This window comes from Allobosea sp. P1_A7, from assembly GCF_056406775.1.
On sequence record NZ_JBFTZN010000024.1, the window covers coordinates 1 to 16,472 of the forward strand.

The 16,472-nt window shown below is 66.4% G+C and carries 10 protein-coding genes and 2 pseudogenes; 7 read left to right on the top strand and 5 right to left on the bottom strand.

What is annotated here, in order from left to right:
* Window positions 1-131: 131 nt before the first annotated feature.
* Window positions 132-320 (top strand): annotated as a pseudogene (locus AC1D34_RS06300) (transposase zinc-binding domain-containing protein); the annotation flags it as partial.
* 325 nt (window positions 321-645) lie between these two features.
* Here the strand turns inward: AC1D34_RS06300 and AC1D34_RS06305 are convergent.
* Window positions 646-1,809: an IS110 family RNA-guided transposase gene (locus AC1D34_RS06305; RefSeq protein ID WP_441481453.1), complete on the bottom strand. Its 1,164-nt coding sequence runs from the start codon at window positions 1,807-1,809 to the stop codon at window positions 646-648.
* 68 nt (window positions 1,810-1,877) lie between these two features.
* On the opposite strand from AC1D34_RS06305, the pseudogene AC1D34_RS06310 reads away from it, so the two are divergent.
* Window positions 1,878-2,900, top strand: a pseudogene (locus tag AC1D34_RS06310) (IS91 family transposase); the annotation flags it as partial.
* Between the two features lie 445 nt (window positions 2,901-3,345).
* On the opposite strand, the gene AC1D34_RS06315 reads toward AC1D34_RS06310, so the two are convergent.
* Window positions 3,346-6,174, bottom strand: a complete 2,829-nt coding sequence (locus tag AC1D34_RS06315; RefSeq protein WP_476823762.1) for an autotransporter outer membrane beta-barrel domain-containing protein — start codon at window positions 6,172-6,174, stop codon at window positions 3,346-3,348.
* Between the two features lie 644 nt (window positions 6,175-6,818).
* On the opposite strand from AC1D34_RS06315, the gene AC1D34_RS06320 reads away from it, so the two are divergent.
* Window positions 6,819-8,204, top strand: coding sequence for an IS1182 family transposase (locus AC1D34_RS06320; RefSeq protein WP_476823763.1), 1,386 nt, complete (start codon window positions 6,819-6,821; stop codon window positions 8,202-8,204).
* Between the two features lie 406 nt (window positions 8,205-8,610).
* Here the strand turns inward: AC1D34_RS06320 and AC1D34_RS06325 are convergent, their stop codons facing one another.
* A complete protein-coding gene (locus tag AC1D34_RS06325) occupies window positions 8,611-9,300 on the bottom strand; it encodes a substrate-binding domain-containing protein (RefSeq protein ID WP_476823764.1) in 690 nt (229 codons plus the stop codon).
* Window positions 9,301-9,365: 65 nt separating this feature from the next.
* On the bottom strand, window positions 9,366-10,463 hold the full coding sequence (locus AC1D34_RS06330) for a YeiH family protein (RefSeq protein WP_476823765.1): 1,098 nt from the start codon (window positions 10,461-10,463) through the stop codon (window positions 9,366-9,368).
* Between the two features lie 264 nt (window positions 10,464-10,727).
* Here AC1D34_RS06330 and AC1D34_RS06335 point away from each other — a divergent pair, with 264 nt between their 5' ends.
* From AC1D34_RS06335 to AC1D34_RS06350, 4 genes are all read left to right on the top strand, one after another.
* Window positions 10,728-11,030, top strand: coding sequence for a hypothetical protein (locus AC1D34_RS06335; protein ID WP_441507605.1), 303 nt, complete (start codon window positions 10,728-10,730; stop codon window positions 11,028-11,030).
* A gap of 220 nt (window positions 11,031-11,250) precedes the next feature.
* The gene (locus tag AC1D34_RS06340; protein WP_476823766.1) at window positions 11,251-11,718 is read left to right on the top strand and encodes a terminase small subunit-like protein; all 468 of its coding nucleotides are present in this window, start codon (window positions 11,251-11,253) and stop codon (window positions 11,716-11,718) included.
* Window positions 11,681-12,991, top strand: coding sequence for a PBSX family phage terminase large subunit (locus tag AC1D34_RS06345; RefSeq protein WP_476823767.1), 1,311 nt, complete (start codon window positions 11,681-11,683; stop codon window positions 12,989-12,991). The genes AC1D34_RS06340 and AC1D34_RS06345 overlap by 38 nt, the downstream gene beginning before the upstream one ends.
* On the top strand, window positions 12,988-15,258 hold the full coding sequence (locus AC1D34_RS06350) for a portal protein (RefSeq protein WP_476823768.1): 2,271 nt from the start codon (window positions 12,988-12,990) through the stop codon (window positions 15,256-15,258). Before AC1D34_RS06345 ends, AC1D34_RS06350 begins: the two co-directional genes overlap by 4 nt.
* A gap of 30 nt (window positions 15,259-15,288) precedes the next feature.
* Here the strand turns inward: AC1D34_RS06350 and AC1D34_RS06355 are convergent, their stop codons facing one another.
* Window positions 15,289-16,398 carry a PIN domain-containing protein gene (locus AC1D34_RS06355; RefSeq protein WP_476823769.1) on the bottom strand — a complete coding sequence of 370 codons (1,110 nt, stop codon included), beginning with the start codon at window positions 16,396-16,398 and terminating at the stop codon, window positions 15,289-15,291.
* Window positions 16,399-16,472: the final 74 nt, after the last annotated feature.

Below are 16,472 nucleotides of genomic sequence, written 5' to 3' on the forward strand. Positions count from 1 at the left end.
CCTGCTCGGCCACAGGAAGCTCGACACCACCGCCATCTATACCCGCGTCGCACTCAGGACGCTGCGCGAGGTGCCAAGCCCGCTCGCCCTGCTGGCGCCGCCGCCACCACCATAGCGGTCCCGCGCCGCTCATGGCGCGGCCTCCGCTGGAGGTCGCGGATATCCTGAACCGGCATGGCGAGGCTTATCCCGCGCGCCATCGGCTCAGCCGCGGCCAGCTCAAGGTGATCGGGGCGATCCGGGTCTGCCGGACGGCTGCGCTCGGCGGCCATGTCATGCGCTGCGGCGACTGCGATCACGCCACGATCGCCTACAACTCCTTGTATGGGGATTTTTCTGTCAAGCTTTCCGCATGCCTTTCTAACCTCCAGACTGTCTGGGCCTCGACCGGGCGTACTGCGAACAATTCGAGGGGAGCCTGCCATCAGGCGCAAAGCATTGCGCCGCGACCTTGTATTCGGTTGGATCCGCAACGGGTCCGGACCATGAAGCAGTCAATGGCTTCGGCAGCAAGGCTCCGAGGCGGCGGGCCCATTCTGCCGACGGCATTGGAGCCATGGAGTTGTTCGGGTCACCGCCACCTCGAATCGCTACACCTGGTTCGGCGCGACAGTCGACCTGTCACGCGAGGACCAAGCCGTGTGTTTAGGGCGTTTGTCGCAACACGACGCCCGCTGGGACTTCACCGATGGTGACCATGCGCCACAGTGCAATGAGCAGTTTGCGAGCAAGTGCCACGATCATTGTTGTTTTACGCGCGCCCTTCGGGCCATCGGTCCGCGCCCGGTACCATTGCGCAAGCGCGCTTTCCTTCTGGAATCTCAACAACCGCCACGCGAGTTGGATCAAGCCGCGGCGCACGCGGGCATTGCCCGCTTTGGCCAATCCCTTCTCCCGTCGTCGCTTGCCACTCTCGTCGGGCGAGCCCGTAAGGCCAACGTAACGGGCCACGGCCCGTCGGTCTCGAAGGTTTCGAGACAAGACCTCCTGAACCAACATGTCCGCCGTTTCCAGGCCGACGCCGACGACGCGGGCCAACAGGCGCACCATGGCGTGTGGCCCCGCTGCCGGTGCTTGTTCCAGGCGCACGAGGCGGGCCTGTTCGATCACATCGATTTGTTCTCGCACCACCGCGAGCCGGACCATGTCGCGTCGGATCTCGTCGCGCGTGTTCGGTGGGATCGGCACGCCCTCCGGCGTGCGTAAAGCGTCGAGCCGTTGCGGCGCCTTTCGCAATGTCGGCTTGAATCCGCGGATGCCGAGCCGGGCTAGGGCCGCCTTCATCCGGTTGACGATCCGTGTGCGCTCACCGACCAGGCTTTCCCGTTCGCGGCTAGGACGCTTGGCATCCTCTTGCTCGAGGGTTGGGATCGCTACCATCCGGCAGTGCCCGCGCTCGCCGCGTAGCCATCCCAGGAACACACGCATGAGCATTGCCGTGTCCAGCCGATCGGTCTTCGCTCGGCGATGCTCGCGTGACACGGCGACGCTGGTCGAATGAACAACGTGCACCTCGATGTCGCGAGCCTGCAGCCATCGCGCCAGCCAAAACCCGTCGCGTCCCGCCTCAAAGGCGACGGTAATCTGTCCAATCGTCCTGCCTGCCCGCACAGCCTCTACCCGCCAACGCTCCAGCAGCCGCAGGAGTGCGATCGGATCGGGCTCCTGCTTCTTCAGGGGTTCGCGCTCAACACCAGGAATCAAGCCAGCCACGAGCCAGCTGGCCTCGCTCAGCTCAATGACCGCTGTCAGAGTGGTATTTTGATCAAAAGGAGCAAGGGAACGGCTCAGATCACTTATTGGGGTCATGGGCACATCCATTCGTTTCTGGCAACGACGGTGGCACCATTTCACGCCTTCGCCGCTCTCCCCATAGCTTCTGCCGCAACCGCCACTGCCCGCGCTGCCAGGGCGCGGCGGCGAAGGACTGGCTCGCGCACCGGCAGGCCGATCTACTGCCCGTGCCCTACTACCATCTCGTCTTCACCCTGCCGGCGCCGATCGCCGCCATCGCCTTCCAGAACAAGGCCGCCGTTTACGGCCTGCTGTTCAGGGCCGCGGCCGAGACCCTGACCACCATCGCCGCCGACCCGAGACATCTCGGCGCCCGCATCGGCTTCACCTCAGTGCTGCACACCTGGGGATCGGCGATGACGCACCATCCCCATCTCCACATCATCGCGCCCGGGGGCGGCCTCTCGCCGGACGGCTCGCGCTGGATCGCCTGCCGGCCCGGCTTCTTCCTGCCCGTACGCGTGCTCTCGCGCCTGTTCCGCAGGCTCTTCCTGGAAGGGCTCGCCGCCCTGCATGCGGCCGGGCAGCTCGCCTGCCATGGCGATCTCGCGCCACGCGCTGAAGCGCGTGCCTTCGCCGCGATGCTGGCGCCGCTGCGCCGGGCCGATTGGGTCGTCTACGCCAAGCGGCCCTTCGGTGGCCCTGAGGCCGTGCTGGCCTATCTCGCCCGCTACACCCACCGCGTCGCCATCGCCAACAGCCGCCTCGTCGCCATGGACCGGCGCGGGGTCACCTTCCGCTGGAAGGACTATCGCGCCCGCTCGTCCGGCAAGGTCTGGCGCAAGACCATGACGGTGGCGGCGCACGAGTTCATCCGCCGCTTCCTGCTCCACGTCCTGCCCGACGGCTTCCACCGCATCCGCCACCACGGTCTGCTCGCCTCCGGCCGGCGCGCCGATACCATCGCCCGCATCAGGCAGATCATCGCGGCGGGCACACCGGCCGACATCGCCAGGGACGACGTCTCGGTCGCCGCCGAGCAACCCGAGCAGGCCCCTGAACCGCATCCGCCATGCCCATGCTGCGGCGGCCGCATGATCCTCGTCGAGCGCTTCGCTCCGGGTTCTGCCCCGCGCACCATCCTCGCCGTCAGGATCGACACATCAGGACGACGGCTCGAGGGCTCCATCTCGACAGAACAGGGCCGGTCTCGGGCAGAGAGCGGGCGACCCTGCGCGGCCCGACGGCGAAAATGGAAATCGCTCCGGTCCCCGATCCGTCCCAGGCGCAGCAAACCCCAGGCTTCTGGGCAACTCGCTCAGAACATCACGCCGCTGACGCGCGTCTCGTACGATCCCGTCGACCAGGCCGCGCGGCGAAATCCCCATAGCCCACGGCCCCGGGCCGCGGCTTCCTCCCCTGGAGGCTTTCGAACGCCGGCCCTCAGCCCGTCCGAACCCGCTCGCAGGGGCCGGCATCCGAAACCCTTCACAGAAGCGGACATTGGCTGATTGCCGAAAAACAGACCTACGGAGCGCCGTGCATGACGGCCGGCGTCCCGTCCCTGGCGGGCTGGAATTTCCGCTTTCCGGTCTGGTCCTGCGGCCCCGCTTACCACCTGTATCGGATCGCGCCCTTGCCGCCGAGGCTCCTGCTGTTCTCGCCGAACTCGCCGTCGAAGGTGGCGGCGATGGAGAGGCCGTTCCTGAGGTCGAGCTCGGCGGTGGCGCTGGTGCGCAGGGCGTTGCGGTCGAGCGCCGCGCCGCTGACCAGGAAGGTCGCGCCCGGCAGCGATTGGAAGCTGGCGATGGCGGTGGTGGCGGTATCGAAGTTGTGGACCCAGGCGAGCGCGCCGCGCAGCGCCAACGGTAGCCCGACGAGGCTGAAGCTGGCATCCGCCCGCAGGCCGAGCTCGCTGCGCGTCGAGGTGACGTCGCGGGACGCGTAGGACAGCGCGAAGAGGCTGGTGCCGGCCGGCGCCGTCTCGGCATAGTTCGGCAGCGCGATCATGGTGAACTGCGCCGCGGCGTAAGGGGTCAGCGCCGTGGGGCCGAGCGCAAAGCGATGTCCGGCCTCGAGCCGGCCCGACCAGCTGTTGACGTCGAACTTGGCCTCGAGACGATCGCCGCCGACGCTGCGATCGGTGGTGACGTCCTGCCAGCCATAGGCCAGAGCAGCCGAGAGATAGCCCTGCCCGAAATGCTGGCGCAGGAAAAGGCCGGCCTGGAACAGGTCGGATTTGCCGGAGCCGAGCCCATAGGTGTTGAAGCTGGTGGCGCCGCCGGCCAGCGCGAAGCCGGCGATGGTCGAGGGCGTCAGCTTGTAGTCGGCGCCGACGGCGGCGCCATAGACGCGGTTGGTGTTGGCGGCGGTGCCGGCGCTCGCATCGGCGCCGGTGAACTGGGCGCCGCCGAAGCCGCTGCCCCAGACGCTCCAGCGCCAGGCATCGGGATCGGCGGTCAGCGCGAGCTTGCGCGTCGGCAGGTCGGTGTCCTTGCTAGCGGCGGCCTTGCCGGAGCCATAGGCGGCATAGGAGGCGAAGCTGCCGGGCGCGGGCGCGATCGAGACGCCGCGGCCTTCGGGCGAGGCATCGACCAGCGTGCCCATGAACTGGGTCATCGCGCCATTCGTGGCGGTCTGCGTTCCGGTCGCCGGCTCGCCCGACGCGTGCGTCAGCCCCTCAGGCGTCAGGCCGCCGAGTTCCAGCGGGATACTGCCGTTGCTGTCAAAATAGCTCTCGACTGCGTTGGCGACGCCACTTTGGTTGGAAGTGAAGCTGGTGCCGGGTGGTGGCGTCATGGCCAACGTCAGATTGAGATAGACGTTTTGAGAGCCATAGCTCAGGGCCGCCTTGAAGCCGGCGGGCAGGTTAGTGTTGGTCTGGCTGACGAATTGGCCATAGATACCGCCGCTCGACTGGAGGATGGTGTACTGCTTCGAGACATAGGTGCCGGGAGCGAAGCGCGCGTTGACCTTGCCGCCGTCGAGATGGGCCGAGGCGGAAACATTGACCCGGCTTGCGTCAGATGACGAGACTTCCACCGCATAGGTCGAGCGCGAGCCGAGCCTCAGGACGCCGTTGACGTTGAGCGTGCCGATCGGGTTGCCGGGCGCGAGCGTGCCGCCGCTGATGATGGTCTGGCCGACCGTGCCGGTGCCTCCAAGCTCCCCGCCTGACACGATCACCGCATTGGCGAGCGAGCCGTTTACCTCCAGCCTGCCGCCGTAGACCCCGGTTCCGCCTGAGTAGGTGTGGGCGCCCGAGAGCGTCAGCGTGCCGCTGCCGGTCTTCATCAGGTCACCGGTGCCTGAGATGACGCCCGCGTAGCTGGTGTTGATCGACTGGTCGACGGTCAGCCTGCCGCTGCCCAGGGCGACAGTGCCCCCCGTGCCGGAGAACGAGGAGGCTGTCAGGCCATGGCCGCCGAGATCGAGCGTGCCGCCGTTCACGGTATAGGCCGTGGATTGGACGGGGCCGCGACTAAATCTGTCCCATCGCAACGTGCCGGCCTCGACCGTCGTGCCGCCGGTATAGGTGTTGGCGCCGGTCAGCGTGAGTACGGACGTGCCGACCTTGGAGACACTGCCTGAGCCCTTGATGGCGCTGGATAGGGTGACGTCGGTGGGGCTGTCGAGGACAAGCGAGCCCGCGAGTTCGATATCGCCTCGCAACGTCGTTGAGCTGTTCAGGGTCAGAGCGTTTGTGCCGCCGGTGAAGGTGATAGCGTTGGCGCGCACGGTGCCGGAACCATTGAGGCCGCCACTAACATTAGAATTGGAGCCAAGGATGATGGACAGATTGCTGCCGACGATGGCGGCGCCGCCCACGCCGTGCGAGCCATTAGCCGTTCCCCCAAGGCCGCCAATCCCGCCATTGCCTCCGGTCACCACGGCAGAGGAGCCAATGAAAATGGTTTTGGCGCCGGTGGATGTGAAGTAGAGCGCGGCACCGCCGCTGCCTCCAGCACCGCCGTACCCATTCGTGGACCGACCACCCGCACCGCCATTGCCGCCTATGAGAGTGCCGGTGTTCGATTGGGTCCACGTCCCGCTGCCGGTGACGATTGCGGCTGTGCCGCCCGCGCCGCCGCCACCGCCGCCGCCGTGGATCCAGGGCGAAGCCTGACCTTGCCCGCCATGGACGCCCCAGCTTGAGCTTACCAGGCCGGGGCCAAGATACCCATGGGTGCCGCCGCCGCCACCAGCGCCGCCGAAGGCCGAACTGCCGCCTGAGCCACCGGTCGTCAGGCCGGCCCCACCGCCACCGCCACCGCCACCTTGGCCACTATTATTGTCGCCGCCAGCTCCGCCGGCGCTGGTAAGAGAGTCCGTGCCGCCCGCACCACCGATCCCACCAGCGCCACCGTCGGCCCAGCCGGGCCCGGCCGCCAGCATCAAGACGAGAGACGAGACCGCGACGAGAGCGGTGGAGCGTGTCAAAGCGCAGCGAAGGGGCGACGGGCTCGGCGTCGGGACAGTCAGGTCGGCAAGCATAGAGATAGTCAGCCCCATAGTCCGGATTGATGCGGATGACCCAGAGTAAGCCATTGCGGCCAACGATTCGGCAATAAACTTGTCTATTGGCGATGGGGCGAGCCCGTCAGCGGGAGGGCCCTGGTGACGAGCCCTATCGGGTGTCGGGCGGCCGTGACTGAGGTCCGCCTCCGTCGCAGGGCGTCTGGTTCGCTTGCTGCCCGGCTACAGCATCAAGTCGGCAGGAGCTTTCCGGGTCTATCCATCAGTGCGGTACATGCGGCCCGTGATCAGAGCCTTCACGGATTTTGCCATCGCTCGCCTCCGCGCCGCCGGCCAACCCAGCTCGCTTCCTTCCGCGCCCTGGCGGGCGGGGTTTGGAGATGTTGGTACGGCGCAGGCTGCGGCTGAATTTGGATCCCGGCGCCGGCCATAAACCGTCATTCCGAACGGCAGATAAGGACAGCATCGGCAGCCCGATCGCGGGCCTCAGCGAACTGCCCGGAAGCAGACACTCTAAATGTCAGCAAGGGGCCGATGTCGTTGAAAAAGTCGTCGTTGCTGCGGGGACGAAGTCCTGATTCAGTCGTCCTTGGGCGGAGGGCGGCGCGATGATGGGTGAACGGCGGGTGGCGCAGGAGGCGCTGTTCTACGAGTTCAGTCTTGAGCGTCACGTGCCGGACGATCATTGGGTGCGGTCGATAGATCGGTTCGTCGATCTCTCCGAGATCCGCGCGCATCTGCGTCCGTTCTACAGCGAGATGGGTCGGCCCTCGATCGATCCGGAGCTGATGATCCGGATACTGCTCATCGGCTATTGCTTCGGCATCCGTTCCGAGCGGCGCCTGTGCGAGGAGGTGCATCTGAACCTCGCCTATCGCTGGTTCTGCCGGCTCGGGCTTGAGGGCGACGTTCCCGATCATTCGACCTTCTCAAAGAACCGGCATGGTCGCTTCCGCGAGAGCGATCTTCTGCGTGAGCCATTCGAGACGACCGTCCGGCGTTGCATCGAAGAAGGGCTCGTGGGCGGAGAAGGCTTCGCGGTCGATGCCAGCCTGATCAAGGCCGATGCGAACAAGCAACGTTCCGCGGACGCCTCAGAGCTGGTCGACTGGCACGATCTCGCCCGGACGCGGCGCTCGGTACGCGAGTATCTCGATACGCTCGATGAGGCCGCCTGGGGCGCGGCGAGCGAGGCGAAGCCGAAGTTCGTGTCGCGCTCCGATCCGGCCGCACAATGGACCGGCGCTTTGAAGGGGCATGCCTTCTTCGCCTACGCCACCAACTACCTGATCGACCTCGACCACGCCGTCATTGTCGATGTCGAGGCCAGCCGCGCCATCCGGCAGGCGGAAGTCGGCTCGGCCCGGACCATGCTCGACCGAACGCAGGAGCGTTTCGGCCTTTGGCCGGCCAGGCTAGCCGCCGACAGCGCCTATGGCTCGGCCGAGAACCTGGCCTGGTTGGTCCATGAGCGCGGGATCGAGCCGCACATCCCGGTCTTCGACAAATCCCAGCGCAGCGACGGAACCTTCAGCCGCTCCGACTTCGCCTATGACCACGCGCGCGATCTCTACACCTGCCCGGGCGGGAAGGAGTTGAGGCCGCGCCAGAAGGCCTATCGAACCGAGCGGCCGCTCGTCGATGACGAGGGCATGATGCGTTACCGCGCCAGCAAGTTCGACTGCGACGCCTGCTCGCTGAAGCCGCAGTGCTCACCCAACATGCCCGCTCGCAAGATCCTGCGCTCGATCCATGAGGGCGCCCGCGACATGGCCAGGGACATCGCCGAGACCGACGCCTATGTCACCTCGCGGCGCGAGCGGAAAAAGGTCGAGATGCTGTTTGCTCACCTCAAGCGCATCTTGCGGCTCGACCGGTTGCGACTGCGCGGACCGAATGGCGCCAGAGACGAGTTCCACCTCGCCGCAGCAGCCCAGAACCTCCGGAAGCTCGCCAAGCTCCTGCCGAACGGGCCGCAGGTCAGGCCTGCCTGATCGAGCGATGCCCCACTCCGCTAAATCCGTTCCGCGCCAGCGGCCATCTCAGGGCCGACTTTTTCAACGGTATCGGCCAGCTCCGGTCGCCAGATGCCTTCGAATGCCTCGGTTGGGTCGAGGCCGGGCACCGCGCAGATCTTGCCGGAATGCCTGCAGCGGGCGATGAGCCAGGTAGCGAAAACGCGCGGAGCGCCTGGGCCCGGCTTGACTCGGGCGGCGCCCGGGCTGTGGTGCGGGTTGGCAGGTTGCAGATCCCTGGGGAACGCTGTCCGACGCTCGGCCCTGGCGCCCCGGAGTATGCCGCGAAAAAGTGGCAACGGTTTTTCGCATCGAGCATGCTCCAGACTATGAGAGCCGATCACGTTTTCTGCGTTTGGGCGATTTCATCCAAACGCAGCGTGATCTACGCCTGCATCCAGCCCCATCTGGAGAAGATGCGTTCGCCCTCGGTCGAAGCAAGAAACGCGGCGAAGCGCCTGGTTTCGGGGCGCGCTTGTCCGCGCTTCGTCAGCGCGATGCCGGTGTCGCGGGAGATGCGCAGCTCCGGTTCGACCGCGACGATATCGGCCAGCGCCGGGTTCGCCACCTGCCAGATCGACCAGATCAGCCAGGCGTCGAGCGAGGCGTCGTCACTCCAGGATGTCCTGGCGTCGGCGCTGTTCTTCGCGACGCGGGCGATATTCGCCCGGAAGGCCCTGACATCGGCGATGCGTCCGAGCCGGCCGGCGACATCCTCCAACAGCCCCTGCTGGCCGGCGCCGTTGACGACGAGGATGCGGTGCCCGGGGGTGAGCAGGTCCCTGACGCCGCCGATCCCCCTGGGATTGCGGGGCCGCACCAGGATCGCCGACGGGCGCAGATAAAGCGGCTGCACGGTGGCGGCGTCGATATCCGGCAGGGCTTCGATGAAATCCGACATCATCACCTCGGAGCCGCTGAAGATCATGTCGGCGTCCTTCGCGGCCTGCTCCTTCCAGGCTGGAAGCAGCCCGGATTCGACCTGCACCGCGACGCCCTCGGCCTTGCCGAACGCGGCGGCGGCCCGGGCGGGGGTGGCGAGCGAAAGCGCGAGCGCGGCTGTCATCAGGGCCATGTCGCGGCGGCTGAGGCTGGTCAGGGGGCAGTCCTTTCCATGGTCGGGGCCCGAGAACCGGCGCCTCACGGCACCGCGATCAGGTGGATGAGGCCAAGCGAGATCGCCGCCAGCGCCAGCAGCGAGAGGATGACGGCGGCTGCGACGCGGGGGCCGGCCCGGGCGACGGAGCGGATGTCGACGCCGAGCCCGAGCGCCGCCATCGAGACAATGGTCAGCAGGTTCGCGATGGTCGCGAGTGGCGCAAGCAGGACCGCCGGAATCAGCCCTGCCGAGCGCAGCGCCGCCAGCACCAGGAAGCCGAGGATGAACCAGGGCACGATATGATGCGGCGCGATCCTGTGCGGGGCAGGGCGATCGCCAGCCGTCACATGCGGCGCCGGCGCGTCCGTTTCCGCGCGCAGCCGGCCTGACAGCAGCGAGAGCACGAGGATGACGGGGCCGAGCATCAGCACGCGCACCAGCTTGACCAGGGTCCCGATCTGGATCGCCGCCTGGCCGGCTGGCGCTGTCGCCGCGATGACCTGGGGCACGGCATAGACCGTCAGGCCCGACAGGATTCCGAACTGGTGGACGCTGAGGCCGAGCGCCGGGATCAGGAGCGGCAGGCACAGCACGACCGCGACCCCGAGCACCGCGGTAAACGCGATCGAGGCGGCGACGTCCTCGCCATCGGCGCCGATGACCGGCGCGGTGGCCGCGATGGCTGAATTTCCGCAGATCGAATTGCCGCAGGCGACGAGGATGGCCATGCGCTGCGGCAGTCCGAGCAGGCGGCCGATGCCGTAGCTCAGCCCGATCGCGACGAAGACCACGGCGGCGATGCCAAGCAGAAGCGGTGCGCCGGCGCTGGCGATCGTGGCGGCGCTGAGCGAAGCCCCGAGCAGCACGACCGCGACCTCCAGCAGCGTCTTCGCGCAGAACGAGATGCCGGCGCGCCAGCTTCTGGCGGGGCTCCAGAGCGACCGGACCAGGGTTCCCAAGAGAATGGCCAGGACGAGCGACTCGAGCCAGGCGCGCTGGAAGAAGGCGGTCTCCAGATGCTCGACGGCGAGAGCAGCCCCCGACACGACCACGCAGAGCAGAAGTCCAGGTCCAAGGCGCTTCAGGCCGCCGGGGATCCGGCCGGCCGAGCTCGTTTGATAGTGGCTTTGCAGCGTCATGGCGGCACCTGGCAGTTCGATGCGCCGTGTCTGGGCTCTTTCAGTAAAGCAATCCAACATGTTGTTTGTCTTGTTTCGATCGATAAAATCGACCATTCCTGCCGCGGGCTCCCTTCGGGCCGCGCAGGCCATCCGCGCGCTTCTCGGAGACGAGCCCGCCGCAATAGCGCGCGCAGCCGCAGGGGATGACGGGGCTCGCGAACCAGGGCGCCGGTTGAAAGCCTCTGCGGCCTATGCTCTGACCGGCGCAGGAGGAAGGGTTTCATGCTTCGCCATGCCGCAATCATCGTCTCGCTCGCACTCGCCGGGTGCCAGGCCGCGAGCGACGCTTCGCCGGGGCCGCAGCGCACAGCTGTCCGGCCGGGCGCCGGCAATGCGACGCTCGAGGCGCTGGCGAACAGGGACGCCGCTGCCTGCATCCGCGAATCCAACAAGGCGGCGGCGAAACCGGTCAGTGGGGCGAGGGGCACCGGCGCAGACCAGGCGACCGCCCGCCGGAGCGACGCCATGAAGGCGGTCTATGACGACTGCATGGCCAGGCGCGGCTACGCCACGCCGCCGGCGTGAGTGGAGGCGCCCGGCAGCGCTCCGTTGGCTCAGGCCGAAGGTGATACACAAAAATCGCATATTGGGGGTTTACATGCGTTTTTTGTGCATGCTATGCCTTTATTCAAGGTGGTGATTTGCGCCCGGGCCAGGGATGGCCGGGCGCTTTTGCGTTTCAGAGCCATAGTCGCAGGCCGAACCCTTCACCATCTCCCACCCCGCGCCCCGAGCGGGGTTTTTCATGTCCGGACCCGCAGCGATGGCGCGCTCCTGCCTGTTCACGCAAATACTCGCGGATCTGATCTGCGAGCGCATTGCCGATGGGCAGAGCCTGCGCGCGATCTGCGCGGAATCAGGCATGCCGACGACCGGCACGGTGTTTCGCTGGCTGGAAGCGAACGAGGGTTTTCGCGGCCAATATGCCAGGGCGCGCGAATTCCGGGCCGATACGCTGTTCGACGAGATTCTCGAGATTTCCGACGCGCCGGCCGAGGGCGAGGCGGGCAGGGCCGGCAAGGCGGCGGAGACCGCCCGGGGCGCCGACCAGCGCAAGCTGCAGATCGAAACCCGCAAATGGATGGCCGCAAGGCTCCAGCCGCAGAAATACAGCGACAAGCCGCCACCCGCCGCTGCCCCCGGCGCGGAGGGCGCCCGCATCGAGGCCATTCGCCGTGTCATCGTCGACCCCACTGGAGATTCCGACAGCTAGGGTCTTTGCCCCGCTGCTGGAGCCGGCCCGCTACAAGGGCGCCCATGGCGGGCGCGGCTCCGGCAAATCGCATTTCTTCGCCGGCCTCCTGGTCGAGGACAGCCTGCGCGAGCGCGGGCTGCTCTCGGTCTGCATCCGCGAGGTCCAGAAGACGCTGAAACAGAGCGCCAAGCGCCTGATCGAGACAAAACTCGCGGAATTCGGGCTCGGCCAGGCGGAAGGGTTCAAGGTGTTTCGCGATACGATCCAGACGCCTGGCGACGGCGCCATCATCTTCCAGGGCATGCAGGACCACACGGCGGAATCGATCAAGTCGCTGGAAGGGTTCAAGCGCGCCTGGATCGAGGAGGCGCAGACGATCTCGGCCCGCTCGCTGAGCCTGCTGCGCCCGACCTTGCGCGCGGAAGGCTCCGAGATCTGGTGCGGCTGGAACCCGCGCCGGAGGCAGGACCCGATCGACCAGATGCTGCGCGGCCCGGCCCTGCCGACCGGTGCCGTCGTCGTCCAGGCCAATTGGAGGCACAACCCATGGTTTCCGAGCGTGCTTGAACGGGAGCGGCAGGACTGCCTGCGCGACAATGCCGAGCACTACGACCATATCTGGGAAGGCGGCTATGCCAGCATCTCGGTGGGCGCCTATTACGCCACGCAGCTCGCCGAGATGCGGCGGCAGGGCAGGGTGGGCGCTGTCGGCCCCGACCCGCTGATGACGATCCGCGCGATCTGGGACATTGGCGGCACCGGCGCCAAGGCCGATGCCTGCGCCATCTGGATCATGCAATTCGTCGGCCGCGAGATCCGCGTGCTGAACTATTACGAGGCGCAGGGCCAGCCGCTCGCCAGCCATGTCACCTGGCTGCGCGCGAATGGTTACGGCAGCGCGCTCTGCATTCTGCCCCATGACGGGGCGAGCAACGACAAGGTCTACGACGTCTCCTACGAAAGCGCGCTCAGGGAAGCCGGCTTCGAGGTCACCGTCGTGCCGAACCAGGGCAAGGGGGCGGCCATGCAGCGTATCGAAGCGGCACGGCGCCTGTTCCCGGTGATCTGGATCAACGAGGCGACGACGACTGCCGGGCTCGAGGCGCTCGGCGCCTATCACGCCCGCAAGCACGAGGCGCGCGATATCGATCTCGGCCCCGAACATGACTGGGCCTCGCACGCGGCCGATGCCTTTGGGCTCGCCTGCGTCGTCTACGAGGAGCCGCGGATGGCGAAACGCGAGCGCAAGCTCAGGCACGCCGGCAAGCCCGGCGGATGGATGGCAGCATGAGCATGACCAGCGGCAAGGCCGGGATCGGCCGGGACAGTGATCAGCAAGACGGCGACGCGATGGCCATCGACGACAGGGGCGCCGGGATGACGGCTGCCGACGACAAGGCCAAGATCGTGCGCGACGCGCTGAAGGTCTATGACGACTGGATGGAGCGCGAGCGGGCCAATATCGAGGCCGGCTATGACGATCTCGAATTCCGCGCCGGCAACCAGTGGCCTGAAGAGATCGAGGCCGCGCGCATCGAGGAAGGCCGTCCGGTCCAGACCATCAACCAGATCCCGCAATATGTCCGCCAGGTCACCGGCGACATGCGGCAGATGCGGCCGGCGATCAAGGTCATCCCCGTCGACGATCATGGCGACGAGGAGAAGGCCGAGGCGCTGGCGGGCGTGATCCGCTATATCGAGAACCGCTCCGATGCGCCGGCTGTGTATTTTCAGGGCGCCGACAGCCAGGTCACCTGCGGCATCGGCGCCTGGCGCGTGAAGACCGAATATGCCGGCGAGAGCACCTTCAACCAGGAAATCCGCATCGCGCCGATCGAGGATGCGCTTGGCGTGATGTTCGACATCGACGCCGTGCTGCCGACGCGCGAGGACGCGGTGAAATGCCTCGTGCCCTTCGACATGTCGCGCGAAAAATTCAAGGCGCTCTATCCCGACGCCACGATCACCGATTTCGCGCCAAGCGGGGCGGCCGGCGCGACGCACGGCGACTGGATCGCGGCTGATACGATCCGCGTCGGTGAATACTGGTGCAAGACGCCGGTGAAGAAGACGCTGGCGCTGCTGGACGACGGCGCGATCGAGGATGTCTCCGATGACGAGGCCCGCGCCGAGGCGCTGAAGGCGAGTGGCGTCCGCGTCGAGAAGCGCGAATCCTACAGGCTCCATCGCTCGCTCGTCACCGCCCATGAGGTAGTCGAGGGGCCGGAGCTCTGGCCGGGCTCGCATATCCCGATCGTCCCGGTGATCGGCGAGGAGGTCCGCATCGGCCGGCGCATCCTGCGCCATGGCGTGGTGCGCTTCGCCAAGGACCCGCAGCGCAGCTACAATTACCTGTCTTCGGCGCAGACCGAGGTGACGGCGCTGCAGCCAAAGGCCCCCTTCATCGGCACCGAGAAGAATTTTGAGCAGTACCAGGATGTCTGGGAGACGGCGAACCGCCGCAACCACGCCTATCTGCCCTATACGCCCGATGGCGCCAATGGCAGCATCCCGCCGCAGCGCGTGCAGCCGGCGGTGTCGTCGCAGGGGATTGCCGAGGGCATCGAGCGGGCGGCGCGCGACATGCAGTCGGTCATCGGCATCTACAATTCCTCGCTCGGCGCGCGCTCCAACGAGACCAGCGGCAGGGCGATCCTGGCGCGCCAGCGCGAGGGCGACACGGGCACTTACGTCTATATCGACAACTGGGCCCGCGCGATCCGCCATACCGGCAAGATCCTGGTCGACCTGATACCCAAGATCTACGACACGGCCCGGGTGCTGCGGATCATCGGTGAGGACGGCAAGACGCAGGAGATCCGGATCAACCAGCTCGGCGGCGTCGCGGCCGACGGCATGACGCCGCGGCTCTCGAATGACGTGACGACCGGGGCCTATGATGTCGCGCTGCAGATGGGGCCGAGCTATGCGACCAAGCGCGAGGAGGTCCGCGACGGCATGACGGCCTTCATCCAGGCGGCGCCGCAGACCGCGCCGCTGATCCTCGACCTCGTCGCCAAGGCCCAGGACTGGCACCTCGCCGACGAGATCGGCGAGCGCCTGGAAACGGTGCTGCCACCCGAGATCCGCGCGCTGAAGGCGCAAAAGGCGGGCCAGCCGCTGCCGCAACCCATGCAGCCGCCACCGCCCGATCCGATGCAAGAGGCGGCCCGGCAGATGGAGCTGGCGACGCGCGAGGCGGAGCTGGTGGCCAAGCAGGCGGAGGCCCGCCGCAAGCAGGCTGAAGCAGGCAAGGCCGAGCTCGAGTTTGAAGCTGCGCAGGTCGCGCAGATGCTGGCGCGCGGGGCGGAGCAGGCAGGCGAGCTGCAGACCGATCCGGCGCAGGCCGGCATGGCGCAGGCGATCGTCGAGTTGCAGAGCGTGGTCGGGGAGATTGTGCAGGCGTTGCAGATGGGGGCGGGGGAGGTGGAGGGGTTTGATGGGGCGATGGGCGAGCCACTCGCCGAGCCACTTGGCGAGCCGATCGCGGGCCTGATGCCGATGGACCTGCCGCCACCCACTGAGGTCCCGCTTTCAATGGCGGCGACCACCAACTGATGTGCAGCAAGGCGCAAGCTCCAAAACGACCTAATTGACGTCCTCGTCATCGTGGACTTCGAACTCCTCAGTGAGGATCTCAATTTCCTTCAGCCTGAAAAGTGTTGGCCCAGTCTCTACCCTGCCGAAGACACGGATCACGGGATCGGCCTCAATGTCCCGGTCGACAATATAACCTCCGACCCACATGCCTTCCTCTCGGTCAAAGACGGCGGAGTCCCGACGTTCATAGTCGACGCGGACCAGCAGCAGAACCCTGATGTCGAGGACGACGCTGATTTCGGTATCCGACGCCGCGATCACCTTGTGGTCGACCACATCTCGAACGCCTATAAATTTGAAGCTCGATGCTTCCCCTTCGGGGAGATCGCCCACATAATTCGGCGTGAGCTTGTCTATGGACTTGCCGAGTAGGCTCTCCAGTTCATCCATGAAAAAAAGATCGGAGAGCGCTTCATGCGTTCGACGTATGACGTCGGGGTTTTCGAGAGCCGATGCGCCCTGGAGAAGCTCCGCCAAGGTCCGAAGGCGCAACAGCTGCGGCGAGACATCGGCCGCGTCGCCCATCGCCTTGTCCCCGCCGACAACATACATCGTAGTTTCATTTGATATGCACCATTGCTCCAGCATCGCGATGACAAAGGCGTCCGGAAACTCTTTGCTCTCACGTGCCTGGAATGGTGGCCTTCCAGCGAAGTAATTTTTGAAGATCGGCTCGCCGCTCTGTTTGCTGGCGGCGTGCTCGGTCGCCTTCCATTCCGATGAGACGGTTTCCCTGAACGCTTTGAAAGCCGCTGCGGCGACGGCCTTCCTGTCGAATTCGGGATGCTCAACAGGAAGCAACTTCGGTAGGCGCAGGTGCCAGCTCCGGAACTGATGTCGCGCATCCTTCAGCACGTTGAACGTGCTTCTCGCCATTTCATCCAGCTGCCGCTCGATCTCCGACAGCGTGATGTCGGTGATATGGAGGCGGATCTCCCCGTCTTTGATCTTCTTCGCCATCTCCTTGAGCAGAGGGCTTTCAGGGTTATGGCCGAGACTCTTGTAGATTTGCGTGTCCAGGAAAACGTGATGCGTCGTTAGAGGTACAGGCTCAGGAGACGGCCCGACCTTCTCTCGCTGAGCTTTGGTTTGCGTCACTACTGTTGATCCCCGCCAGTGCGCGGATGCTAGCGAGAGTCTTCTCTTCCAGCCACCCTGCCTTCACCACTGCG

Excerpts from the sequence above, each read along its gene's own strand:
- AC1D34_RS06305 (WP_441481453.1), bottom strand. The coding sequence starts at position 1,809 with ATGACCCCAATAAGTGATCTGAGCCGTTCCCTTGCTCCTTTTGATCAA.
- AC1D34_RS06320 (WP_476823763.1), top strand. The coding sequence starts at position 6,819 with ATGATGGGTGAACGGCGGGTGGCGCAGGAGGCGCTGTTCTACGAGTTC.
- AC1D34_RS06325 (WP_476823764.1), bottom strand. The coding sequence starts at position 9,300 with ATGGCCCTGATGACAGCCGCGCTCGCGCTTTCGCTCGCCACCCCCGCC.
- AC1D34_RS06330 (WP_476823765.1), bottom strand. The coding sequence starts at position 10,463 with ATGACGCTGCAAAGCCACTATCAAACGAGCTCGGCCGGCCGGATCCCC.
- AC1D34_RS06335 (WP_441507605.1), top strand. The coding sequence starts at position 10,728 with ATGCTTCGCCATGCCGCAATCATCGTCTCGCTCGCACTCGCCGGGTGC.
- AC1D34_RS06340 (WP_476823766.1), top strand. The coding sequence starts at position 11,251 with ATGTCCGGACCCGCAGCGATGGCGCGCTCCTGCCTGTTCACGCAAATA.
- AC1D34_RS06350 (WP_476823768.1), top strand. The coding sequence starts at position 12,988 with ATGAGCATGACCAGCGGCAAGGCCGGGATCGGCCGGGACAGTGATCAG.